The organism is Thalassotalea sp. PLHSN55, assembly GCF_052030545.1.
In the GTDB taxonomy this organism is placed as follows: domain Bacteria; phylum Pseudomonadota; class Gammaproteobacteria; order Enterobacterales; family Alteromonadaceae; genus CANMXU01.
Window position 1 is genome coordinate 18,650 of record NZ_JBPDIH010000014.1, and the last position, 24,519, is coordinate 43,168.

Annotated in this window: 15 protein-coding genes; 14 read left to right on the forward strand and 1 reads right to left on the reverse strand. The window is 39.0% G+C overall.

Going from position 1 to position 24,519, the window contains the following annotated elements; translation table 11 throughout:
* Complete coding sequence (locus ACRRSQ_RS19395) at positions 1-1,455, reverse strand: DUF1501 domain-containing protein (RefSeq protein WP_440877434.1); 1,455 nt, start codon at positions 1,453-1,455, stop codon at positions 1-3.
* A gap of 342 nt (positions 1,456-1,797) precedes the next feature.
* Here ACRRSQ_RS19395 and ACRRSQ_RS19400 point away from each other — a divergent pair, with 342 nt between their 5' ends.
* The 14 genes from ACRRSQ_RS19400 (at position 1,798) to ACRRSQ_RS19465 (ending at position 24,452) form a co-directional block, all read left to right on the forward strand.
* The gene (locus tag ACRRSQ_RS19400) at positions 1,798-2,454 is read left to right on the forward strand and encodes a YceH family protein (RefSeq protein ID WP_440877435.1); all 657 of its coding nucleotides are present in this window, start codon (positions 1,798-1,800) and stop codon (positions 2,452-2,454) included.
* Between the two features lie 129 nt (positions 2,455-2,583).
* Positions 2,584-3,345: an SIMPL domain-containing protein gene (locus tag ACRRSQ_RS19405; protein WP_440877436.1), complete on the forward strand. Its 762-nt coding sequence runs from the start codon at positions 2,584-2,586 to the stop codon at positions 3,343-3,345.
* Between the two features lie 86 nt (positions 3,346-3,431).
* On the forward strand, positions 3,432-3,896 hold the full coding sequence (locus ACRRSQ_RS19410) for a GAF domain-containing protein (RefSeq protein WP_440877437.1): 465 nt from the start codon (positions 3,432-3,434) through the stop codon (positions 3,894-3,896).
* Positions 3,893-4,174: a hypothetical protein gene (locus ACRRSQ_RS19415; protein WP_440877438.1), complete on the forward strand. Its 282-nt coding sequence runs from the start codon at positions 3,893-3,895 to the stop codon at positions 4,172-4,174. Before ACRRSQ_RS19410 ends, ACRRSQ_RS19415 begins: the two co-directional genes overlap by 4 nt.
* A gap of 20 nt (positions 4,175-4,194) precedes the next feature.
* On the forward strand, positions 4,195-4,836 hold the full coding sequence (proQ, locus tag ACRRSQ_RS19420) for an RNA chaperone ProQ (protein ID WP_440877439.1): 642 nt from the start codon (positions 4,195-4,197) through the stop codon (positions 4,834-4,836).
* A 15-nt stretch (positions 4,837-4,851) separates the two neighbouring features.
* Positions 4,852-6,888, forward strand: coding sequence for a carboxy terminal-processing peptidase (gene prc, locus ACRRSQ_RS19425; protein ID WP_440877440.1), 2,037 nt, complete (start codon positions 4,852-4,854; stop codon positions 6,886-6,888).
* Positions 6,889-7,339: 451 nt separating this feature from the next.
* Complete coding sequence (nhaC, locus tag ACRRSQ_RS19430) at positions 7,340-8,797, forward strand: Na+/H+ antiporter NhaC (protein WP_440877441.1); 1,458 nt, start codon at positions 7,340-7,342, stop codon at positions 8,795-8,797.
* Positions 8,798-8,932: 135 nt separating this feature from the next.
* Positions 8,933-11,494 carry an aminopeptidase N gene (gene pepN / locus ACRRSQ_RS19435; RefSeq protein WP_440877442.1) on the forward strand — a complete coding sequence of 854 codons (2,562 nt, stop codon included), beginning with the start codon at positions 8,933-8,935 and terminating at the stop codon, positions 11,492-11,494.
* A 349-nt stretch (positions 11,495-11,843) separates the two neighbouring features.
* Positions 11,844-12,059, forward strand: coding sequence for a DUF2835 domain-containing protein (locus ACRRSQ_RS19440; RefSeq protein WP_440877443.1), 216 nt, complete (start codon positions 11,844-11,846; stop codon positions 12,057-12,059).
* A 327-nt stretch (positions 12,060-12,386) separates the two neighbouring features.
* Positions 12,387-14,468, forward strand: a complete 2,082-nt coding sequence (locus tag ACRRSQ_RS19445) for a DUF1302 domain-containing protein (RefSeq protein WP_440877444.1) — start codon at positions 12,387-12,389, stop codon at positions 14,466-14,468.
* Between the two features lie 49 nt (positions 14,469-14,517).
* Entirely contained in the window at positions 14,518-15,882 is a 1,365-nt protein-coding gene (locus tag ACRRSQ_RS19450; protein ID WP_440877445.1) for a DUF1329 domain-containing protein, read from the forward strand.
* Positions 15,883-15,951: 69 nt separating this feature from the next.
* A complete protein-coding gene (locus ACRRSQ_RS19455) occupies positions 15,952-16,977 on the forward strand; it encodes a WD40/YVTN/BNR-like repeat-containing protein (protein WP_440877446.1) in 1,026 nt (341 codons plus the stop codon).
* A gap of 5 nt (positions 16,978-16,982) precedes the next feature.
* The gene (locus ACRRSQ_RS19460) at positions 16,983-19,295 is read left to right on the forward strand and encodes an efflux RND transporter permease subunit (protein WP_440877447.1); all 2,313 of its coding nucleotides are present in this window, start codon (positions 16,983-16,985) and stop codon (positions 19,293-19,295) included.
* A gap of 306 nt (positions 19,296-19,601) precedes the next feature.
* Positions 19,602-24,452 (forward strand): NAD-glutamate dehydrogenase, encoded by a 4,851-nt coding sequence (locus ACRRSQ_RS19465; RefSeq protein ID WP_440877448.1) that lies wholly within the window; start codon positions 19,602-19,604, stop codon positions 24,450-24,452.
* Positions 24,453-24,519 lie beyond the last annotated feature (67 nt).

Below are 24,519 nucleotides of genomic sequence, written 5' to 3' on the forward strand. Positions count from 1 at the left end.
TTATGCTCCTTTGATAAACGTTAGGTTTTCTGAGGCATCAAAGGGGCTAGGGAAGTTATCTAGGGAAGGGAAGAGTTGATTTAAATCGCTGTCTTGCACCCCAAGCCATTTAGCAATAACCGCACCGCACTGCGATGTTGCGGTAGTGGGAACCCAGCGACCACGACCAGTGCTAGCGTCAAGGCCTTGTGCTAATTTTAAGTCTGGGTGTGTGCCAAAAAATTGCCCACCGTTTACCATATTGCCCATTACAAGGGCATGTCCACCCCATGCATGGTCAGTTCCACTTTCTGCACTGTCACCATTTGGGGTAAAAGTCCGGCCAAATTCAGAGCCAACAAAGGTCAATACTTTGTCAAAATCCCCTTGTGCAACAAGTGCGTCTCTAAACCCTTTTAATGCATCATTTAATTCGCTCATCAGTAAAGAGTGATCTGCCAATAAGTTTTGATGGGTATCAAAGCCGTTAACTTGAACAAAAAACACCGGACGATTATTACCCGTAGATTCTCGACCTGCGATCATTTTGGCGATGGTTTTTAGTCGTTTTGACGTTTTAGTGTTATTACTATCAGCCGCAGAAAAAACGCTATCATAATCAACGCCGTTAGCATCAGCTTGATTAAAAGCACTGCCGATAATCGTTTGTGCACCTCGTGCTGAACTAAACACGTCGCGATACTTTTGTACCATTAAATGATCGCTATCACTGACACTGTCAAATGCATTTTCAAGCATGGTTTGTCGCTGGCCATTATAGCCATCTAGTTTAGTGAGCCCGGTACTGCTCATGACATAAGGGTTAATAACGCTATTTTTAGTGACTTGAAATGAATTTAAACCTGAAACAGAAATCAGTGGTGATACCGAGCCAGTATTGTAACTGGTTAAAAGCTCGGCAGCTCGACCGCCCCAACCAAAGGTAAATTTAGTAGAGGGATCACTTTGAAACTGGCGTTGTTGATCTGAATGTGAAAATAGTTGCTCAGGTAATGATACTGACTTATCTAAAAACTGCTCGCGTGTTGTTGGTACGTTAAGGTTACCAATGTTACACAAAACCGACATTTCTTGGTCGTTAAACAGGGTGGCTAAATCAGCGCAAGCCGGATGCATACCAAATTCTGCGTAATTTTCTCCTCCATATATCTGAGGAGCAGTAACTAAATCTAACGTGTGTAATTGCTCGGCGGGTATGGCAATAGTTCGTCGACCTTGTTGATACTGATCTCTTAGCGGCCCATCACCTTTAGGTACTATCATATTAAAGGAGTCGTTACCGCCTGCGAGAAAAACAAACACTAATGCTTTGTAATCGCTAGTAGCTGCCAAGGCGGAAGAGGTATTTAGTAGCCCTCCTAAACCTAATGAGCCTATAGTAGTTGCACTTGTTAAAGAGAGTAAAGATGAGCGTTTGAGGAAGCGCCTACGTGATATGTGTTGTTTTACTGTCATATGATAAACCTTACTTTTACACTTGGTCGAAAATACACAACCAGACTACAGTTAAAGTGGTATTCAACAACTTTAGTTTGCTTATAAACTATAAAATAAGTTTCATCTGCGCTTTAACTAAGCTGTTTATTTTTAAATCAATGTAATATAAGTCCTATCAATCATTCAAGGTAAATAGAAAATTTTCGACATTGTTTAAGATTAATCACGCAAAATAAAAAGTATACTAGTATGATAATCAAATATTTACCTATCGAGTTGTTATTGGCTATTAAGTTTTAAGTAAACTGAATAAAGTGTTGAGTTTATTCTTAGGCCATTGAATAGTTAAAAGGAAGCTAAATGAATCATTTATCCCCAATGCAATGCCGCGTTATTGGTGTTTTACTTGAAAAAGAAATTACCACACCTGATCAATACCCGCTATCGCTTAACAGTTTAACCAATGCCTGTAATCAAAAAAGTAACCGCGAACCCGTACTGTCGTTAACCGAAAGCGAAGTACAGCAGGTGGTAGATGAGCTTATGTCGCAAAATCTCATTAGTGATCAAGGCGCTTTTAGTGGCAGAGTTGCAAAGTATCAACATCGCTTTTGTAATACTGAATTTGGTGATTTGCAATTAACCGCGCAGCAGCGTGCAATCATCTGTTTATTGTTTCTACGTGGTCCGCAAACACCGGGTGAACTAAGGACACGCAGTAATCGTTTAGCTGATTTTGCTAATGTTGATGCAGTCGAAGCGGCATTAACACAATTGCATGACTTAAATGAGCAACAATACGTTGTTAAACTAGCGCGTGAACCCGGCAAACGAGAATCGCGCTATGCACATTTATTTTCAGGCGAAGTCAGCCAAGCAGATGTAACGCATGAAAATACCGTAACGGCGGCGGTTACAGGGCAAGGCTTGACGGATGAAGCATTATTGCAACGCGTAGAAATGCTAGAGATGCAAGTTGCTAAACTTACTGAACAAATGAATGAGCTGTTAAGTTAAGTTTTTCATTTATTGTTTTGCGCTTTTCACATATTAGCTTATAGCTTTTAACTTCTAGCTTATGTCTTGTAGCTTTTAACTTGTTACTTATGTCTTTTAGCTAGACAAAATCATTAAAGAGGAATACTCATGAAAACATTATTGAAGTGTTTGGTCTTATGCGCTATTTCGTTGCAGACTTTTGCTGACGACTTTGTTGGTATTGAAGTATCCGGTAAAGCAGAGATTTCAGCAATTCCTGATGTATTCACCAGTGTGTTTACGATTAGTGAGCGAGCGGTCAGCTCCAGTAAAGCGAAAGCTTTGGTTGATCAAAAAAGCCAACTGTTAGTTAAGCAAGCGTTAAGCTTAACAATAGATAATCAAGATATCGAATCAGAGCGCATCACAATCGTGCCTGTTTATATTGATAACGACACTGAATTGCCCGAATTAAGTATTATTGAGAAACAAGCGAATAATAGCTACGTAAAAATTGATAATGTTAATAAACTGCAACGAAAACATAATCAACAAAAGAAAAAGCTCGTTTACCAAGTTAGTCGCGTAATTGTGGTTCATTTGACTGATATCAATACTTATGAAAAGTTACTTAATAAAGCAACATCTATTGGTATCAATAGGGTATCGCCATTGCAAATGTCGATAAGTAAAGCGCAGCAGCTTTATCAGCAGGCGCTTGAGCAAGCAATAGTTAACGCTACCGAAAAAGCGACAGTCATGGCCAAACATACCGGTAAAAAATTGGGTCATATTGTGTATTTAAAAGAACAATCGTATGGCGCTCCTGCGCGTATGATGTCAGCAATGTCGGATGAAAGATTTCAACCCAATGTTGGAAAAAAAGCAATTTCTGCCCATATAATTGCAAAATTTGCGCTAGTTAACTAAACAAATGCGTTTTACACGGGATAAAGCTTTAAATTTAGCTTGGTTCGGGGTATGTTATGCGCATTTTTGACTTAAGATAAAATTGAATGGATAAAATAACATTTTATCAGCAGCTAGATGAGCAAATAGCCGCCATTATTTCAGGTGAAAGTGATACAATTGCCAACATGGCAAATATTAGTGCCCTGTTATTTGAACAGTTAGCTGATATTAATTGGGTTGGCTTTTATCGCAAAATTGATAACGAATTGGTTTTAGGACCTTTTCAAGGTAAAGTAGCCTGTATTCGCATTGCCATGGAGAAAGGTGTTTGTGGTGCTGCAGCGACGACTAAGGTAACTCAGCGAATTGCTGATGTTCACCAATTTGATGGTCATATTGCTTGTGATGCCCGTACCAATTCTGAATTAGTTATTCCAATTTGTGTTGATAACGAGGTGATAGCTGTGCTTGATATTGATAGTATGAGCTATAACCGTTTTGATGAAGATGATCAAAAGGGCTTAGAACAAGTGGCAATAACGTTAGAAAAAAGTTTGGCTAAGCCATGAAAGAATTTGTAGTTATTCACGACTACCTTGTTTCAGAAGCCGTAGTGGGTGACTGGGAAGGGCAAGAAGAAATAGTCGCGGAAAAAATAAATGAGCTTTACCATACCTTGTATGATTTAGCTGAAGAAGACATTTCACCAGAGATTTTAACAAGCTTATTAGCTTTGGTGTGGGATACCTGGATTGGGCAAGACGCTTTGCCTGATGTAGAAACAGATGATATTTATGATTGGTGCCGACATGTGTTGGAAAACCGTGAACAATATCTTCAAGATTAATATTATTTAAAGTTGTATTTATGGAAACTAAAAGAATTACCACCAAAGAAATCATTGGTTATTTAACTGAAAAATTCCCTGCATGTTTTTCAATTGAAGGGCCTGCTAAACCACTAAAAGTGGGTATTTTTCAGGACTTAGCAGAAAAGCTTGCTGATGATGAAACGGTTAGTAAAACACGTTTACGCCAAGCACTTCGTCACTACACAAGTAGTTGGAGATACCTTAAGGCGATTAAAGTTGGTCAACACCGTGTTGATGTTGACGGCAATCAGGTTGCTGAAATCGATCAAGAGCAAGCCGACTACGCCAGCAAAACCCTGCAAGAAAGCCAAGAAAAGTTTGGTAACAAAAAGCAACAAGACAAAGAAAATAAAAAGCCTTATAAAGGAACTAAGACGACTAAAGACAAGTCTATAGATAAAAGTAAGGCGGCCAAATTTAAGTCTGTTAAAGCAAAGAAAAAGACAGAACCTAAAGTAGAAGCTAAACTTACACCTGTTGATAATGCTACTGTTGTTGTTGGAGCTAAGGTACAAGTTAAATTAGGCAACGCGCCTATGGCAGCTACTATTACTGAAGTTTCAGGCGACGATATTAGTGTTCAGTTAGTTTCAGGCATGGTGATTAAAACCCAACTGAAAAACATTTTTTCTGACTAATATGGAGCCGTAAGTATGATGAAATTTTGTCGTATTGCACTTGCCGTCACATTAACGCTTAGTAGCGTTAATGTCCTAGCGACAAAAGCTGATGACCAGCCAGAGTCACTTCCTGTCTTGGCTCCTGAGAGCCAACATGCCACGTCAAGTAAACGGATAACGGCACAATTTACTCGCGCTCATTATAAAGCGGTAAAAATTGATGATGCATTGTCATCAGAAGTGTTTGACCGCTACATTAAACAACTCGATTATTCTCGCAATGTATTTCTTGTTTCTGATTTAGCGTCTTTTGAAAAATACCGTAATAGCTTTGATAGTGTGGTAACACGCGGCAAACTTGACGCTGCGTATGATATGTATAACTTAAATTTACAACGTCGCCTTGAACGTTATGAATATGCATTAAGTTTACTTGAAAAACCGTTCGATTTTACCCTAAACGAAGAATATTTATTCGACCGTGAAGAAGCCGAATGGCCAAAAGATCTTGCCGAATTGAACGAACTTTGGCGCTTAAAAGTTAAATACGATGCGCTTAATCTAAAACTAACCGGTAAAGATTGGGAAAAAACAGCAGAAATTTTAGGTAAACGTTATCGTTATGCGATTAAACGTTTAAAGCAAAGTGAAAGTGAAGACGTTTTCCAAATTGTCATGAACAGCTTTGCCCGTGTTGTTGAGCCTCATACTTCTTATTTATCCCCAAGAAACGCTGAACGTTTCCAAATGGAAATGAATTTATCACTTGAAGGTATCGGCGCTGTACTGAGAGCAGAAGAAGACTATACCGTCATTCAAAGTGTTGTTTCAGGTGGGCCGGCGGATAAATCTAAAGATATTAAGCCTAAAGATCGCATTGTTGCTGTCGCTCAAGGTAAAGACGAATTTGTTGACGTAATAGGTTGGCGCTTAGACGATGTTGTCGACTTAATTAAAGGTCCAAAAGGCAGCGAAGTTCGTTTGCAAGTATTACCTGAAAATGCCGAAGACGATGCCAGCATTAAAGTTGTATCCATAGTTCGTGAAAAAATAAAACTTGAAGACCGCGCTGCAAAATCTGAAGTGTATTTTGAAAAAGAAGGCGATGAAAACAGTAAAAAACTTGGCGTAATTGATATTCCAAGCTTTTATAACAACCTCTCAAGAGATGTTAAAAAAGAGCTAGAAAGCCTGAAAAGCCAAGGTGTTGAAGGTATTATTGTTGATCTGCGTGGTAACGGTGGTGGTTCGTTAACTGAAGCGACATTATTAACCGGCTTATTTATTGATAAAGGCCCCGTGGTTCAAGTACGTGACGGTGCAAACCGTATTTCGATAAACAGCGATAAAGATGGCATCAGTTATTATGACGGGCCATTAACAGTAATGGTTGACCGTTACAGCGCATCTGCTTCTGAAATTTTTTCAGCAGCGATACAAGACTATAATCGAGGCGTTATTGTTGGCGAACAAACCTTTGGTAAAGGCACAGTTCAACAACATCGTGGTTTAAGTCGTGTCTACGATTTATATGAAAAACCATTTGGTAGCATTCAATTTACCATTGCTAAATTTTATCGTATTAACGGCGGCAGTACACAGCATCGTGGTGTTTTACCTGATATCGCATTTCCTACCGCAGTTGACCCGCAAGAGTGGGGCGAAAGCAAAGAAGAAAATGCATTACCTTGGGACCAAATTCCTAAAGCGCGTTATGCGCCATTGGGTGAATTATCTGCCGATGTCGCTTACTTAGATGCACTTCATCAAGAACGCATCAAAGACAACGCAGAATACAATTACTTGCTTGAAGACATTAAGGTTTATAAAGAAGAAAAAGACAAAGACTCTATTTCTTTAAACCTTAAAGAACGTAAAGCAAAACGTGAAGAGCGCAAAGCTAAGCAATTAGTACGTGTTAATGAACGCCTTGTCGCTATGGGTAAAGAAAAGATTGATAACCTCGATGATGACTTACCAGAAGAGTTGGATGAGTTAGATCCGTTTTTAGATGAAACGGCAAAAATTACTTTCGACTTAGTTTCGTTAGGAAAAGTCGCCAAAAAATAGTGAATATTTTTACTTAAATAAAGCCGTCTATTAAGACGGCTTTTTTGTCTCTAAATTTAACTTGCCGCGCAATAAATACCCCTGACACGGTTGATGCTGATTTATGTGTTGTTATTTCTAGCTATTGTATTTAAAGGGTTTTATTTGTATTTATAGGCTAACTACATTTAAGGGTGAATAAAAAATAAACACAATTCAGTAACGCTTTTTAAAGTAACTGAACAATGAATAAAACTACTAAAAATTCAGCTCGTTTACATTTTGTGTATGTTTATTTAAAAAATATGCATATATATTTGCTCATCAAAATGTTCTTATAGTTTTATTCAATATTTTTGAAAAATAAATTGCTTGCACTTAGCTACAGCACTGGGCATTTTATTAGCAGCAAAAATTAGAGACGGCCTCTAATTTTATTTTTACTAGACAAATAATAAGGTTTACTTCTTTTATGGTAGAACCAACAGAAACAAACAAGATCACCAAATCACCCTCATTAATGGATGCATTACTTCCCATTGTTAGTTTGATTATCATGTTATCCGCGGGTGTTATTTATTTTGGTGATAATTCTTCTTATGGGCCTAACCAAATTGCACTAATGGCAAGTATGGGCATTGCAATCGTCATCGGCCTTAAGAACGGATTTTTGTGGGAGTCGATTGAACAGGCCATCGTTAAAGGCATCTCTCTATCACTTGGCGCGGTTCTCATTTTATTTGCCGTTGGTGCACTTATTGGTACTTGGCTATTGTCGGGTACCGTACCAACAATGATTTATTATGGGTTGCAAATTCTCAACCCAAGTTGGTTTTATGCGGCAACGTGTTTAATTTGTGGCATCGTTGCATTAAGTATTGGTAGTTCTTGGACAACAGCGGCAACTATTGGTGTCGCTTTATTAGGCATTGCACAAGGGTTAGGCTTGTCACCAGAGATAACTGCTGGTGCGATCATCTCAGGTGCTTATTTTGGCGATAAAATTTCACCGCTATCTGAAACAACGAACTTAGCCCCAGCGGTTGCAGGTAGTGAATTATTTTCACATATTCGTTACATGTTATGGACAACCGTACCGTCAATTTCAACGGCGTTAGTTATTTTTATCATTCTAGGCCTAAATGAAACCACCAGTGCCAATGATACGTCAATTGCCTTATTGAGCACGCAATTAGAGCAACAGTTTAATTTAAGCCTTGCTAACTTGATCCCTGTGGCGATTTTATTGTTTTTAGCGATGAAAAAAGTGCCAGCTTTCCCTGCGGTTTCTGTTGGCGCAATTGTTGGCGCTGTTTGGGCGATTGTTTTTCAACAAGAACTCATCTTGTCAGTTGCAGAGCAGGGTACTGATGCTTTTACCGCTAATTTAAAAGTGGTGTGGACGACATTTTTTGATGGCGTAGTGATCGAAACAGGTAATGAAGAGCTAAACTCGCTCTTAAGTGGCGGTGGTATGTCGAAAATGCTTAATACCATTTGGCTTATTATGACCGCAATGAGCTTTGGCGCAGTGCTAGAACATTTAGGCATGCTACGTAAATTTGTTGATGCTATTGTATCGTCGTTAAAATCTACCGGCAGTTTAATTGCCGGTACAGTGACAACGTGTATCGGTACTAACCTAGTGACTGCTGATCAATATATGGCTATTGTGATGCCTGGTCGTATGTACAAAGAAGAATTTCAACGTCGTAACTTACACCCAGTGGTATTAAGTCGAACATTAGAAGATTCTGCAACGATTACCTCGCCGCTTATTCCTTGGAATACCTGTGGTGCATACATGTACAGTGTTTTATTGATCAACCCATTTGATTATATTTTCTATTGTTTCTTCAACTTAATTAATCCGGTACTTGCCGTTATCTATGGCTTTGTCGGTTTTAATATTAAAAAACTTGCTAAATAATTACGACTGAGCTCATTTAATCTTTTTAAAAAAACCTGTAACCTATTACAGGTTTTTTTATGACTATTTTTCAGATGTATGTGATTAATTTGCCACTAAGGGTAAAGCATCACCAATTTTTTGTATGGAATTCAAATGACAGAATTTAAAGCACGTTATCTTGCCGATTATCTTCCTCCAGCGTTTGCCGTAAATAATATCGACTTAACTTTTGAACTTGAAGACACTAGTACTAAAGTGACTAGCGTGCTGTCGTTAACGCGTTTAAATGACGCTAATGAACCCTTGATACTAAGTGGTGAGCATCTAACACTTATTGGGCTAAAGCTTAACGGCGAGCAATTGGCTGAGTCTCATTATCAAGTGTCAGATACACAATTATCAGTCAACGTTAATGAAACTGAATTTGAGCTGACCGTAATCACAGAAATTAACCCGCAGGAAAATACGTCGTTAGAAGGGTTATTTAAATCTGGAGATGCATTTTGTACCCAGTGTGAAGCGGAAGGGTTTAGACGCATTACCTATTATTTTGACCGCCCAGACGTGATGAGTGTCTTTACCACAACCGTCATCGCCGATAAAAACAAATACCCATTTTTATTATCAAACGGTAACAGTATCGATAAAGGGCAGTTAGACAACGGCAAACATTTTGTAAAGTGGCACGACCCGTTTCCAAAACCTTGTTATTTATTTGCCCTTGTCGCTGGCGATTTCGATTTATTGCAAGACAGTTACACCACCGTAAGTGGTCGTGACGTGCAATTGGAAATTTTTGTCGACAGAGGTAATCTCGATAAAGCGCAGCATGCAATGCAAGCGTTAAAAGACTCGATGAAATGGGACGAAGAAACCTTTGGTTTAGAATACGATCTAGATATTTACATGATTGTTGCGGTCGACTTTTTTAATATGGGCGCGATGGAAAATAAAGGCTTAAATGTTTTTAACAGTAAATACGTGTTGGCAGATAAACATAGCGCAACTGACACTGATTATTTTAATATTCAAGCTGTTATTGCCCATGAATATTTTCATAATTGGACCGGTAACCGTGTTACCTGTCGAGATTGGTTTCAGTTGAGTTTAAAAGAAGGCTTAACGGTATTTCGCGATCAACAATTTAGTGCTGACATGCATTCTGCAGCCGTAACCCGTATTCAAAATGTTCGTGTATTACGTTCACTGCAATTTGCTGAAGATGCAGGCCCTATGGCTCACCCAATACGTCCTGAAAAAGTTGTTGAAATGAATAACTTCTATACCTTAACGGTTTATGAAAAGGGCTCTGAAGTTATTCGTATGATGCATACCTTGTTAGGAAAAGACAAATTTAGACTAGGCATGGACTTATACTTTAAGCGCTTTGATGGCATGGCTGTTACTTGTGACGATTTTGTTGAAGCAATGAGTGATGCGTCTAACATTGACCTTTCTCAATTCAAACTTTGGTATAGCCAGGCGGGCACGCCACTATTAACGGTTAAAGAAAGCTTCGATGCACAAAGCAATACCTTTACCTTAACCATTAAACAAAGCTTGAAGTGCGATAAAAATACTACTGAGCAAGCGATGCATATTCCGGTGAAAATTGAATTAATCGACGGTGATAAAGTTCAGCCCCATTTATTAGAGCTAACCGAGCTTGAGCAAAGCTGGCAGTTTAACGGCTTTAATACCGCGCCCGTTGTTGCCTTTTTAGGGGATTTTAGCGCGCCGGTGAAAGTTGATTTTCCACAGTCTGATCAAGCATTAGCAACAATAATGGTCAAAGCTAATAATGAATTTTGCCGTTGGGACGCAGGGCAAAAACTCTTTAATACCTATATAAAACAGTTAGTGGTGTCACCAGATTCAACATTACCGCAAAGCTTAACCGATGCGTTTAACAATATTTTAGTTGCTGATATTGATCCCGCACTTAAAGCGGAGCAACTTGCCTTGCCAAGCTTTGATGAATTGGCCGATTCAATTGACGAAGTTGATCCTATCGCCCTAGTTAACGCGATAAAATCGGTAAAACTATTCTTAGCGAAGGGCAGTGCCGCACTATTGGGGCAAACCTATCAAGCCAATATGGCAAAAGAATATAATAATAGTGGTGACGCTATTGGTAAGCGCTCGTTAAAAAATGCCTGTTTATCGTATTTGACACTTGTTGAAGAAAATCAACATTTGCTTAAACAGCAATATCAAATATCAGATAATATGACCGATACACTTGCCGCATTAGATTGCAGCGCCGCCAATAACGCTGAAATATTTGATCAGCAAATGCAAGTATTCGAACAGCAATGGAGTGATACCACGCTTGTGATGGACAAATGGTTTACCTTGGCGGCCAGTGTATCAAGTGATGATATTTTTGAACGTTTGGCTAAACTGATTAATCATCCGAAGTTTAGTTTACAAAACCCTAATAGGGCGAGATCGTTAATTGGCGCATTTGCTAGCCGAAATCCACAATACTTTCATTGTCAAAGTGGCAAGGGTTATCAATTCTTAACAGAGCAAATAATCAAGCTAAACGACATCAATCCACAAGTTGCATCTCGCCTTATTACACCTTTAATTCAGTACAAAGGTTTTGATAAAACCAGACAAGCGTTAATGAAAGCGCAGTTAGAGAAACTATCGAGCTTAGCTAACCTATCAAAAGATTTAAAAGAAAAACTTGATGCCGCCTTAGCGTAAATTACTAGAGCGTGTTGACCTTTGGTGTATGTTTTTGCAGCGAATTGTTTGCCATTTATACAAGGCAGAGCGATTGTCGTGTAGTTATCTACATAAATGAGTGATAACGCAGTAGAAATGGCAAACAAACGCTGTCCGAAGGAGCCATTTAAACGCTTCCTGCTCTTTGTTACTAACTTTAGACGTAGAGCCACTATGCCTTCAAGTTAGTGCCGCGATCAGAAAGCGTTTAAATTGGACAAAATTCATACCACAAAGATCAACACGCTCTAATCAATAAGCATTAACAGTTTGTAACTGTTAGTGCTTTATTCAAAGTTTTTGTGTGCTGCTTAACCTGTTAAAAATTATGAAATATCATTTCCATTTAAACATTACTTATCAAGAATTCTTACCTTATTATCAAGGCAAAGTTCATTCCATAGTGGTGACCAGTGATTTGGGTACCAAGATACAATTTCCCGCGATGCACTTAAGAAAACATCTTAGCAATAGCGGTATAAAAGGGTATTTTTGTTTATATACTGAAAATAACAAATTTTTATCTTTGTCAAAAATCGCTTAGTTAGAGTTTTTGCTTTAAACAGTGGTCAGACCATCGTGCTAAGTTACTTGTCTTTTTGAATTTTCTACTATGCTGTTAAATAACAGTGAATACATTCATTTATTGCTAAGGGAATAGTTTAAAAAATTATCAGTTTAAAACAGTTGTTTTAAACGGTGATTTATACTGTTGGCTTTATTGTTTACAAGTCAATAAAATACAAGCCCTAAACAAGTGTTTTTTACGCTTGCCTAGTTGATAAAATGATGCAATTATTGTTTTATCTCACTTTTGTGAGTACCAAAAAATATAATAAATAACTCTGTTTCGAGACTGGGGAGAGAATAGATGAAACATTGCCTTAGCAATAGGTTCTATAAAAAGCCAATAGCGGCATGCGTAAGTGCAGCGCTAGTAACATTGGCAGCAAGTAACGTCCAAGCAGCAAATTTCGAATTAGGTGGATTTGATATTAGCTTCGACTCTACATTCACATTAGGTTCAAGTTGGCGTGTTGAAAACAGAAACTGGGATGCCAACGTTGGTAAATCAAACAACGTTAATAACAACATTGACTTTAGTCAGTGGAGTATAGCCAATCAAGTACCTGCTAATGTTGACGTGTGGGACGGGGCAGGTAGCTATTCAACCAATGGTGATTTAGGTAACCTAAATTACGATGCCGGAGAAGCGTTCTCTCAAATTTTTAAAGGCGTGCATGAATTAGATATTCGAAAAGACAACATGGGTTTGTTTGTTCGTGGTATGTATTTTTATGACTTTGCCATGGAAAACCAAAGTCGCGCTTATAAAAACCCACTATCTACCGTTAATGGTGTTTCGTCAGGCTACAATGATCCATGTCGTGATAAAGAAGCTGCTGAGTATGTTTGTTCAGACGTTCGTTTATTAGATGCATTCTTATACGGTGATTTTGACATTGGCGAAATGCCATTTTCTGTTCGTATTGGTCAACAAGTGATCAGCTGGGGTGAGAGTACGCTTATCTCTCATGGTATTAGTGAATTAAACCCTATTGATGTATCACGTTTAAAAGCACCTGGTGCAGAGCTAAAAGAAGCATTTATTCCTTTTGGCGCAGTTTGGGGCTCATTAGGTATTACTGAAAACGTTAACGTTGAAATGTTCTACCAATACCAATGGGAAAAAACCGTATTACCCGCGCCGGGCAGTTACTTTTCAACCAATGACTTTGCGGGTGCAGGTGGTCAATATAACCTAGTGCAATTAGGTTTTGCTGGTAATCCAGATATGGATTTAGATTATTTGCTAGCGACGCTTAATAATTTAGGTGCCGGTTATGGTGCAGGTTTAGTGCCTGTAGAGGATGCGGTTGCAGCAGTTATTGGCTTAGGCACAAAAGTTACCTTACGTGGTGCTGGTGATAACGCTATTGTTGAACCTGAAGACGGCGGTCAATACGGTTTACGTTTATCTTGGTACTTGCCTGAGCTTAACGATACCGAGTTAAGTTTCTACCACATGAATTACCACAGTCGTCGTCCATTTTTCTCTGGTCAAACAGCTGATTTTAATACTTCAACCGTGTTGGCTGATTTAGAAGTCTTAAAAACAGGTGTTACAGAAGATACCTTCCATGAGCTAGACACTTTCTCTAAAGTATTATTAACTTACCCTGAAGATATTAAACTTTACGCAATGAGCTTTAATACCGTAGTAGGTACAACGTCTGTTGCTGGTGAAGTTTCTTACCGTCAAGACGAACCATTGCAAATTGATGACGTTGAATTACTATTTGCTGCAATGCCTCAGCAATTAGCTAATACCGGCAACCCTGATTATGCGGCCCTTGATGGTATTTCGCAGATGGTAAAAGCAGACGGTAGCGTTTATGGTTCAGGTGAAACTGCTGATGGTTTTATTTTATCTGATACCGTACAAGCGCAAGTGACGATGACTCATTTATTTGGCCCATCGTTAGGTGCTAGCCAATTAACCGGTTTACTTGAAGTGGGTGGCATTAATATTAATGACATGCCTGATGAAAGTGTTTTACGTTTAAACGGCCCAGGTACAGCTCGAAATGGCGGTATTGAAGGCAAAGAAGGCTTAGAACTGTTTTTACAAGATGGTGTTGAAACCAACCCGTTCCCAACTGATTTTGCTTGGGGTTATCGTTTAGTTGGTAAGCTTGACTACAATAACGTATTTGCCGGTATTAACGTATCACCACGTGTTGTCTTTTCACATGATGTTGAAGGTACAACGCCAGATCCATTATTCCTTTTTGTTGAAAAACGTAAGTCGTTAGCACTTGGTTTGACATTCGATTATCAAAGCCAGTGGTCAGCTGAATTTAACTACAACAGCTTTTTCGACGGGGTAGGTACAACCAATCAACTGGAAGATCGTGATTTTGTTTCTTTCAATATTAAGTACTCAATCTAATACGAATTTAACGATTTTCGAAGGTTTAAACCTTTTAAGGTAAAGTTTAATGAAAAAAATAACTCTATTATCTCTTGCTGTCTCCCTTGCTTTTGCTGGTGGCAGCGCATATGCAAAAATTAGCGCAGCAGATGCGGCTAAATTAAAAAATGAATTAACGCCATTGGGCGCAGTTCGTGCGGCTAACGCAGACGGTTCAATTCCTGAGTGGACTGGCGGTATTACGCAAGCGCCAGCAGGTTATAAACCGGGTGACCATCATCCAGATCCATATGCTGGTGATGCCGTTGAATACACAATTACTGCGCAAAATTTAGATAAGTATAAAAGTTTGCTAACACCTGGTCAGGTTAAGTTATTTGAAACTTACCCTGATACCTTCAAAATGAATGTTTATAAAACGCATCGTTCTGCTTCATACCCAGAGCATGTTTATCAAGCGACATTTGAAAATGCAACGCGCAGTGAATTAGTTGAAAATGGTAACGGTATTAGCAACGCAGCTGTTGGTGTACCTTTTCCTCAACCTGCTGATGGTTTAGAAGCCATTTGGAACCATATTGTGCGTTATCGTGGCGAATCAGCCACCCGTAATGGTGGTCAAGCATCACCTACTGCGAACGGTAATTTCACTTATGTAGGTTTTGAAGAGCAAATGTTACTGCCATACGGCACTAAAGGCGCTTCTCCGGCAGAATTACAACAGAACAACATTTTGTTTAAGTTCAAACAAAAAGTGTCTGAGCCAGCACGTTTAGCCGGTACTGCATTATTAGTACATGAAACCATGGATCAAATTAAAACGCCACGTCAAGCGTGGACCTATAATACGGGTCAACGTCGTGTTCGCCGTGCACCAAACGTAGCGTACGATGCACCGGGTACAGCGTCAGATGGTTTACGTACTACCGATGACTTTGATATGTTTAATGGTGCGCCAGATCGTTATAACTGGACACTAAAAGGCAAGCAAGAGTTATTAATTCCTTATAACGATTATCGTTTACACAGCGATAGCTTGAAGTACAAAGATATTATTCATCCAGGTCATATCAACCCTGAGCACGTTCGTTATGAAAAGCACCGTGTCTGGGTAGTTGAAGCTAACTTAAAAGAAAATACACGTCATACTTATAAAAAACGTGTATTCTTTATCGATGAAGATAGCTGGCAAATTGCCGTAACTGACATATATGATAATCGCGATGAGTTATACCGCGTTGGTGTTGCTCATGGTATTAATTATTATGAAGTTCCAACACAATGGTCTACGCTTGAAGTATTTCATGATTTACAATCAAGACGTTACATTGCTATTGGTTTAGATAATGAAACTAAGATGTATGATTTTTCGACAAAACTTGATGACAAAGGCTTTACGCCATCAGCATTAAGACGTGAAGGGCGAAGATAACAGTCTGACGTGTAAAAATCGGCTGGCATTGGTCAGCCGTTTTTATTTAACCCCTAGTAAGAGATTTATATGAAGTACCTTTTCACTTTCTTGTTAACAAGTGTATTAAATTTCCCTCTATTTGCTGCAGACACTAACGCTGCAAGCGATATTTTACCTTCAAGAATAGCGCCGTTAGCTCAGCATTCACTATTACTTGACATCACCAACGTTGCCGATCAAAAACTTGTTGCAGTAGGGCAATATGGTCATATATTAATTTCTTCAAACGCAACACAGTGGCAACAAGCACAAGTGCCCGTTCAGGCAACATTAACCGGCGTTTATTTTCTTGATGAAAAGCTTGGTTGGGTTGTTGGTCACGACGCAACAATTTTACATACTGCTGATGGCGGTATGACATGGCAGTTACAACAATATTTACCAGAACTTGAAAAACCATTATTTGATGTGGTTTTTAAAGATGAACGTAATGGCATCGCTTTAGGTGCTTACGGACAATTATTTAGAACTACAGATGGTGGTAAGCACTGGCAGTTCGAATTTCACGGTGAGCTATTACCCCCAGAAGATGTGGAATATTTAGAAGAAATTAAGCTTGAAGATGAAGAAGCGTATTTAGATGAAATCTCGAGTATTTTGCCACACTTCAATCGAATTTATATGGACGGTAGAACGCTATATTTAGTCGGCGAAATAGGTTTAATTGCTAAAAGTAATGATTTTGGCCGTACGTGGGAAAAGTTTGACGAAATTTATCAAGGGTCATTTTTTGATATCTCTCGCACGTCCAAAGGCAATTTACTTATTGTTGGTTTACGAGGCAATGTCTTTAGAAGTTTAAAAAATGGTACGCCGTGGCAAAAAATAGCAACAGGTACCACGTCGTTACTTAACTCTATTGTATTATCTGATGATGACCGTGTTTTTCTGCTAGGGAACAACGGTACCTTATTGATCAGTGAAGACGATGGCATATCGTTTGTCAAAAAAGTACAACCTGACGGTAAACCGCTTATTGCCGGAGAATGGTTTAACAATCAATTAGTGGTTGTTTCAGAAGTTGGCATTAAAAATATCACCATAACGAAGTAAACAATATGACCATAGATTCCCTAATAAATCGACTAGAAGTTGGCATTTTTCGACACCGCATGTTGGTGCTTTCGGCGTTTGTCCTCACCAGCATTTTCTTATTATTTCAAGCTAGTCAAATCAAACTAGATGCATCATTTACTAAAAATATTCCTCTAAATCATGAGTACATGAAAACGTATTTGAAGCACCGCCAAAACTTTGGTGGCGCTAATAATATTCTTATTTCAGTGTGTGACAGTGAAAGTGATATTTTTAGTGAGAATTTTTTCACCAGTTTAAAAGGTGTACACGATAAATTATTTTTCATACCTGGCGTTGACCGTATCCAAGTAAAATCGTTGTATTCGCCAAGTACTCGTTTTGTTGAGATTGTTGAAGATGGTTTTGCTGGCGGGCCTGTGATCCCAGCTGATTTCCAACCGACGGCGCAAGGACTTGCCATTGTTAAAGGCAATATCGAAAAAGCCGGCATTGTTGGTAGTATTGTTGCTGATGACTATAGCTGTTCAATGGTCAAAGCGTCTCTGTTAGATATTGACCCAAACACGGGTGAAAAACTTAATACCATTAATTTTGCAGCCCAACTAGAACAAGAAATTCGTCAAGAATATGAGAAAGGCTCTATTAGTATTCATATTATAGGTTTTTCTAAAATGGTTGGCGATGTTGCCGAAGGGGCAAAAGGTGTTGTGCTGTTTTTTGCTGTCGCCATTGCCATTACTGCAATCATGGTATTTTTCTTTTGTAAATCGATAGTACTCACCATATTGCCTATCACCTGTTCGTTAATCGCAGTTATTTGGCAAATGGGGATGTTATCAACGCTAGGCTTTGGCTTAGATCCTATGTCGATACTCATTCCGTTCTTAGTTTTTGCTATCGGTGTGAGCCATGGCGTACAGATGATTAATTCGGTAGGAAAACTAGTAAATAAAGGGCGTTCAAGTAAAGAAGCCGCGCAAATGAGCTTTAGGGTGTTATTGGTGCCAGGTGGTGTCGCGTTGTTATCGGATACGGTCGGCTTTTTAACCTTATTGTCGATAGATATTGGTATTATTCGTGAACTTGCAATTACCGCTTCAATGGGTGTTGCCATGATCATTTTAACCAATTTAATCTTATTGCCTGTGCTTGTTTCATATATCAACTTCCCACAAGGTAAAAAAGTCAATAAAAATGATGATAAACCTGCAGCAGTTTGGCGAGCAATGGCAACATTTTCCTCTCGTGGTCCTGCAACGGTAATTTTGCTGATCACGGCATTGTTATATGCAGCTGGTTTTTATTACTCGCAAAATCTAAAAATAGGTGAGCTTCACGCAGGCGCACCAGCATTACATGAGCAGTCACGCTATAACCAAGATACCTTCTTAATAACTGACAAATACGCAATAAGTGTAGATTACATGTCAGTGATTATTGAAGGTGAACTTAATGCCTGTGCTTATTATGACACCATGGAACAAATTGACCGTTTTCAATGGCAAATGGAAAATGTGCAAGGTGTGCAATCTGCGGTAAGTTTGGCGTCAATCGCCAAAATAGTGAACTCGGGTTATAACGAAGGTAATCCTAAATGGCGGGTGTTATCACGAAACCAACAATCGCTAGTGCAATCTATAGCGCGAGTACCTTCTTCTAGTGGTTTACTCAATAGCGATTGTAGCGTTATGCCGGTGATTTTATTTTTAGAAGATCACAAAGCTGAAACGATTAATCGTGTTGTAGATGCTGTTAAAGAAGCCGCGTTAAGTTTTGACAATGAAAAGTTCACCTTTAAATTAGCTTCTGGCCCTGTCGGCGTAATGGCAGCAACCAACGAAGCAGTCGAAGCCGCGCAACTACCTATGATGCTATATGTATACGGCGCAGTTATTTTACTGTGTCTGATCAGCTTCAAGAGCGTAAGAGCGACAATCGCCGTTGTTGTGCCACTTTATGTGGTATCTACATTAGCGCAATGGTTAATGACGGTGCTTGATATTGGCTTAACAGTGTCGACATTACCGGTTATTGCTTTAGGTGTTGGTATCGGTGTTGATTATGGTATTTATATTTTATCAACCATGAGTCAAAAATTAACCCAAGGTGAAAACGTTTCGCAAGCCTACTTATCTGCGTTAAAAGAGCGTGGCAGTGCGGTACTTATTACAGGGGTGACATTAGCAATAGGTGTGTCGACTTGGTTCTTCTCGGATCTTAAATTCCAAGTAGATATGGGTATACTATTAACCTTCATGTTTTTAGTGAATATGCTAGCGGCCGTCATCGTATTACCAGCAATTGCCGCCTTCTTGTGGCCCAAGTCAAAATAAATGAAAATATTTTTACACTTAGATAATGAATAATTACACATGAAAATGGCCGAAAGGCCATTTTCTATTTAAAGGAAGTGAATAAACCTATATGTCCTACCAGTTAAACTCTTTGTTTTGACTTATTTCTAACAAAATATTGCTCGCAATAGCCTAAAATTACTAATAAAATCCGTTTTATGGTCTATCCTGATAGACAATGATAAAAATTTTACGACAACCACCACTGTTGGACGTAAAAATAAATAAAAAATTAAATCCAAAATACAATTATTTTTCAAGCGTTTTATCCAAAAGGAAAACGGCATGGCGTTAGTAGACGGTTTACCCTCAGTTATACTCAAAAACGTTGCTCAATTAATACAGCAAAAAGTTCCATCAGATACCGCTCCATTAGTTGAGCAATTTGCAGATTTGCTTTACCGCAATATCTCAAATGTAGATATTTCACACCGAAACGACAGTGACATGTATGGGGCCACGTTAAGTTTGTGGAATTCCCTCAATGCTCATCAAGACGACGAACCCGTGATTAAAGTGTTTAACCCGCAAGTGGCCAAACATGGTTGGAAATCGAGTCATACGGTAATTGAAGTTATCGTAAAAGATATGCCATTTTTGGTGAATTCACTGCGCATTGCATTAAGTCGCTTAGGTTTATTTCCGCATTTAATGCTGAATTGTCCGCTAAGAATTGTTCGTGATAAAAATAAGCAAATTTCACAATTATCGACGGCCGCGGATAAAAAAATAAAATCCACGTCTGCAGAAACGGTATTTTTTATTGAAATAGACCGTCAATCTGAACAATCTGTGCTTGATAATATTGCTCAAGAACTACTGTCAGTTGTTAGTGATGTTTCGCTAACGGTTTCCGACTGGCAACCGATGAGCAAACGCTTAAAAGATATTATTGGCGATATCAAAAAAGCCAAATTACCTTGTAGTGATAGTGAAAAGAAAAACTCAGTCGAGTTTTTAGAGTGGATTTTAAATAACAATTTCACTTTAATGGGCTATCGTTCATACGATGTAAAAACCTTAAAAGGCGACATGGCGTTACAAGCTAATGTTAAATCAAGCTTAGGTTTGATGAAGCAATCTAAAGGTACGTCAGAGCGACGCATGTCAGGGTTAAGTCAATCGGCGCGTGAAATTGCGTTGGGCGATAATTTACTGATTTTAACCAAAACTAACTCGCGCTCGCGCGTGCATCGTCCTGCACACCTAGACTATATCGGCATCAAGCGTTTTGACAACGAAGGAAATATTGTTGGAGAAGAACGTTTTGTTGGTTTGTTTGGCTCTGCTTATTACACTAACAGCGCCTTAAATATTCCATTGATCAAGGCAAAAGTAAAAGCGGTATGTGAAGCATCAGGTTTTGCTGAAGGCGTACACGCCTACAAAACCTTGATTAATATTTTAGAAACTTATCCTCGTGACGAGATATTACAAACCAGTGTTAAAGAGTTATTGCAAAATGTTTTAGGTATTTTGCAAATGCAAGAGCGCGATTACACTGGGCTGTTTATTCGCCGTGATGCTTTTGATCGTTTTTATTCTTGCATGGTATATGTACCTCGTGAGCGTTATAACACTGAACTACGTATTCAAACGCAAAAGCTATTACAAGAAGCGCTAGGTAGTGATAAGGAAGTTGAGTTTACCACTTACTTCTCTGAATCTGTTCAAGCTCGTACTCATTATATTGTTCGCGTAAATTCAACAAAAGCAGATGTGAATGTGAAAGAAATTGAAAAGAATTTAAATGAAGCGGCCCGCAGTTGGGACGATAAACTTGCCGGCGCATTAAACTCACATAAAGGTGAAGCACAAGGTAAAGCTTTAAGTAGAAAATACGTAAACTTCCCACAAGCTTATAAAGATGAAGTATTACCAGGTTCTGCAATTGTTGATATTGAAAAACTTGAAGCGATTGATCATAACAATAATTTAGAAATGTTATTTTACCAACCGCAAGAAGAAAAAGCGGGCAGCCGTTTTGTTAAGTTAAAACTATTTCATTCAGGCGAGCCATTGCATTTGTCTGATGTACTCCCAATTTTGGAAAACTTCGGTTTACGCGTTATTGGTGAAAGCCCATATGCAGTGAAAACTAATGATGGTGAAACTCATTGGATTTTAGATTTCTCGATGCTATTAACGGGTGATGGTCAGTTTAACTTGGAAATTGTACAAAGTTTGTTCCAAGAAGCGTTTGCCAAAGTCTGGGCAGGTGATTTAGAAGATGACGGCTTTAACCGTCTTATTTTAGGTGCTGAACTTAATGGCCGTGAAGTGTCTATTTTACGAGCTTTCGCCAAGTATGAGCGCCAAATCGGTGGTACGTTTAGCCAAAGCTATATTGAAGATACGTTTGCACGTTATCCTGATATTGCCAAGTTATTGATCAAAGTGTTTAATTTGCGCTTTGATCCAAAAGGCAAGGCAACTGCTAAAGCGAAAAGCAAACTTGATGAAGAAATTGAAAGTTCGTTAGACAATGTCGCCAACCTTGATGATGACAGAATTATTCGACGTTTTGTTGAAATGATCCACGCGACCATTAGAACAAATTATTTCCAGCCGGATCCTGAAAAGGGTGATAAGCCTTATATTTCATTTAAAATTTTGCCAGAGAATATTTCTGAAGTACCGCTGCCATTACCAAAATTTGAAATTTTTGTTTATTCACCACAAATTGAAGGTGTGCATTTACGTGGCGGCAAAGTTGCTCGTGGCGGATTACGTTGGTCAGATCGCCGAGAAGACTTCCGCACCGAAGTCTTAGGTTTAGTGAAAGCGCAACAAGTTAAAAACACGGTTATCGTGCCTGTTGGTGCAAAAGGTGGCTTTGTTTGTAAACAACTACCGGAAGGTGGTTCTCACCAAGAAATATTTGAGGCCGGAAAAGAGTGTTACCGCACTTTTATTCGTGGTTTGCTCGATATTACCGACAATATTGTTAATGGCGAAATTGTGCCACCACAAGATGTGGTAAGAATCGACGAAGATGACCCGTATTTAGTTGTTGCAGCCGATAAAGGCACGGCAACATTCTCTGATATTGCAAACTCTATTTCTGAAGAATATAACTTTTGGATGGGTGACGCATTTGCCTCAGGCGGCAGTGTAGGTTACGACCACAAAGGCATGGGTATAACCGCAAAAGGCGCATGGGAGTCAGTGAAACGTCATTTCCGTGAAATGGATATCGATTGTCAAACTACCGACTTTACCTGTGTTGGTGTCGGTGACATGGCTGGTGATGTGTTTGGTAACGGTATGTTGTTATCTAAACATATTCGTCTACAAGCTGCGTTTAACCATATGCATATATTCATTGACCCAGATCCAGATGCCGCAAGTACCTATAAAGAGCGTGAGCGTTTGTTTAATTTACCGGGCTGTAGCTGGGAAGATTACAATAAAAAGCTGATTTCTGAAGGCGGCGCTATTTTTAATCGTTCAGCCAAGTCAATTAAACTGACTCCGCAAATTAAAAAAATGTTGGGTACACAAAAACAAAACATGGCGCCAAATGAGCTAATTCAAGCACTGCTTACTATGAAAGTTGACCTGCTGTGGAATGGCGGTATCGGCACCTATGTTAAAGGCTCTAGTGAAAGTCATGCAGAAGTAGGGGATCGTGCAAACGATTCACTACGTATCAATGGTAACCAATTACAAGCGAAAGTTGTTGGTGAAGGTGGCAACCTAGGCTTAACTCAATTAGGTCGCATTGAATTTGCTGCCAATGGTGGCCGTATAAACTCTGACTCAGTGGATAACGTTGGTGGCGTAGATTGTTCAGATAATGAAGTTAACATTAAAATTTTATTAAATGGCTTAGTACAAAACGGCGATCTTACGGTTAAGCAGCGTAATAAATTACTTTACGATATGACCGATGAAGTGTCTGAAATTGTATTGCTTGACTGTTACCGTCAAACGCATTCGTTGTCGATCACCGCGATGCGTGGCGTTAACCAATTAAATGAACAAGTTCGCTTTATTCATGAATTAGAACGCACAGGGAAACTCGATCGCGCGTTAGAATTTATTCCTAACGATGATGAAATTGCGGAACGTTTGGCTAAAGGCAAAGGCTTAACTCGTCCAGAACTTTCAGTATTATTAGCGTATAGCAAAATGGTACTAAAAGAAGACTTAGTTTGTGCTGAAATTACTAAAAACCCGTACCATGATCGTTTATTAATAAATTCATTCCCTGAGCAATTAAAACAAAATTATCAAGATCAGATGCAAGAGCATCCGCTACGTGCAGAAATAATTGCCACGCGTTTAGCCAATAATATTGGTAACGATATGGGCTTTAATTTCATTAATCGTATGCAGGAAGAAACAGGTGCTTCGGTTGCTGAAATTGCTAATTGTTATACAATTGCTAGCGAAGTGTTTGAATTATCAGATGTTTGGCAACAAATTACAGCCTTAGACAACAAAATATCAACGCTAATTCAAACGGAAATGTTGTTCCAACTACGTCGCACAGTAAGACGTGCTACCCGTTGGTTTATCAGACATCGCAACAAAGCACATGATATTCAGCAAACTATCGACTTTTATCGTCCAACCTTTGTTTCTTTATCTAAGAAGTTAAATAAATTCTTAGTTGCAGATGAAGTTAAGCAATTAGAGCGTATTGAAAAAGACCTTACCAATAATGGTGTACCTAAGACTGTAGCAGTGCGTATTTCACAACTTAGTTCGCTATTCCCTGTAATGGATATTGCCGATATTGCAGCAAGCGATGAAAGAGATGCAGACTTTATTGCCGGTTTATACTTTAAACTCGGTGTACGTTTAGACTTACATTGGTTCTTAGATCAAATCACTGGCCAAGCCGTTTCAAACCATTGGCAAGCACTAGCAAGAGCTTCATTTAGAGAAGAGCTTGACTGGCAGCAACGCTCGCTAACGCAAGTGGTTCTGCGTTGCCATTGCACGGCAGATCAAACTGAAATTGACGGTGTATTAGATAAGTGGATTGAAACCAATGAGCCGGCTTTAGCACGTTGGATACATGTTTTAGCTGACTTTAGAATTGGTCAAACGCACGAGTTTGCGAAATTCTCAGTAGCACTTCGTGAACTAATGCTATTAAGTTTAAATTGCGATCCGTCTAGATAGCTTAATGCAAAGTTTATTTGCATCAGTTTGTTATCTGAACTTTCGCGACATAAACTAAGCTGATAAA

What these genes read in the sequence shown, in the direction of transcription:
- ACRRSQ_RS19455 (WP_440877446.1), top strand. Translation starts at nt 15,952, where the DNA reads ATGAAGTACCTTTTCACTTTCTTGTTAACAAGTGTATTAAATTTCCCT.
- ACRRSQ_RS19450 (WP_440877445.1), top strand. Translation starts at nt 14,518, where the DNA reads ATGAAAAAAATAACTCTATTATCTCTTGCTGTCTCCCTTGCTTTTGCT.
- ACRRSQ_RS19400 (WP_440877435.1), top strand. Translation starts at nt 1,798, where the DNA reads ATGAATCATTTATCCCCAATGCAATGCCGCGTTATTGGTGTTTTACTT.
- ACRRSQ_RS19415 (WP_440877438.1), top strand. Translation starts at nt 3,893, where the DNA reads ATGAAAGAATTTGTAGTTATTCACGACTACCTTGTTTCAGAAGCCGTA.
- pepN (WP_440877442.1), top strand. Translation starts at nt 8,933, where the DNA reads ATGACAGAATTTAAAGCACGTTATCTTGCCGATTATCTTCCTCCAGCG.
- ACRRSQ_RS19395 (WP_440877434.1), bottom strand. Translation starts at nt 1,455, where the DNA reads ATGACAGTAAAACAACACATATCACGTAGGCGCTTCCTCAAACGCTCA.
- nhaC (WP_440877441.1), top strand. Translation starts at nt 7,340, where the DNA reads ATGGTAGAACCAACAGAAACAAACAAGATCACCAAATCACCCTCATTA.
- ACRRSQ_RS19410 (WP_440877437.1), top strand. Translation starts at nt 3,432, where the DNA reads ATGGATAAAATAACATTTTATCAGCAGCTAGATGAGCAAATAGCCGCC.
- proQ (WP_440877439.1), top strand. Translation starts at nt 4,195, where the DNA reads ATGGAAACTAAAAGAATTACCACCAAAGAAATCATTGGTTATTTAACT.
- ACRRSQ_RS19440 (WP_440877443.1), top strand. Translation starts at nt 11,844, where the DNA reads ATGAAATATCATTTCCATTTAAACATTACTTATCAAGAATTCTTACCT.
- ACRRSQ_RS19460 (WP_440877447.1), top strand. Translation starts at nt 16,983, where the DNA reads ATGACCATAGATTCCCTAATAAATCGACTAGAAGTTGGCATTTTTCGA.
- ACRRSQ_RS19465 (WP_440877448.1), top strand. Translation starts at nt 19,602, where the DNA reads ATGGCGTTAGTAGACGGTTTACCCTCAGTTATACTCAAAAACGTTGCT.
- prc (WP_440877440.1), top strand. Translation starts at nt 4,852, where the DNA reads ATGATGAAATTTTGTCGTATTGCACTTGCCGTCACATTAACGCTTAGT.
- ACRRSQ_RS19445 (WP_440877444.1), top strand. Translation starts at nt 12,387, where the DNA reads ATGAAACATTGCCTTAGCAATAGGTTCTATAAAAAGCCAATAGCGGCA.
- ACRRSQ_RS19405 (WP_440877436.1), top strand. Translation starts at nt 2,584, where the DNA reads ATGAAAACATTATTGAAGTGTTTGGTCTTATGCGCTATTTCGTTGCAG.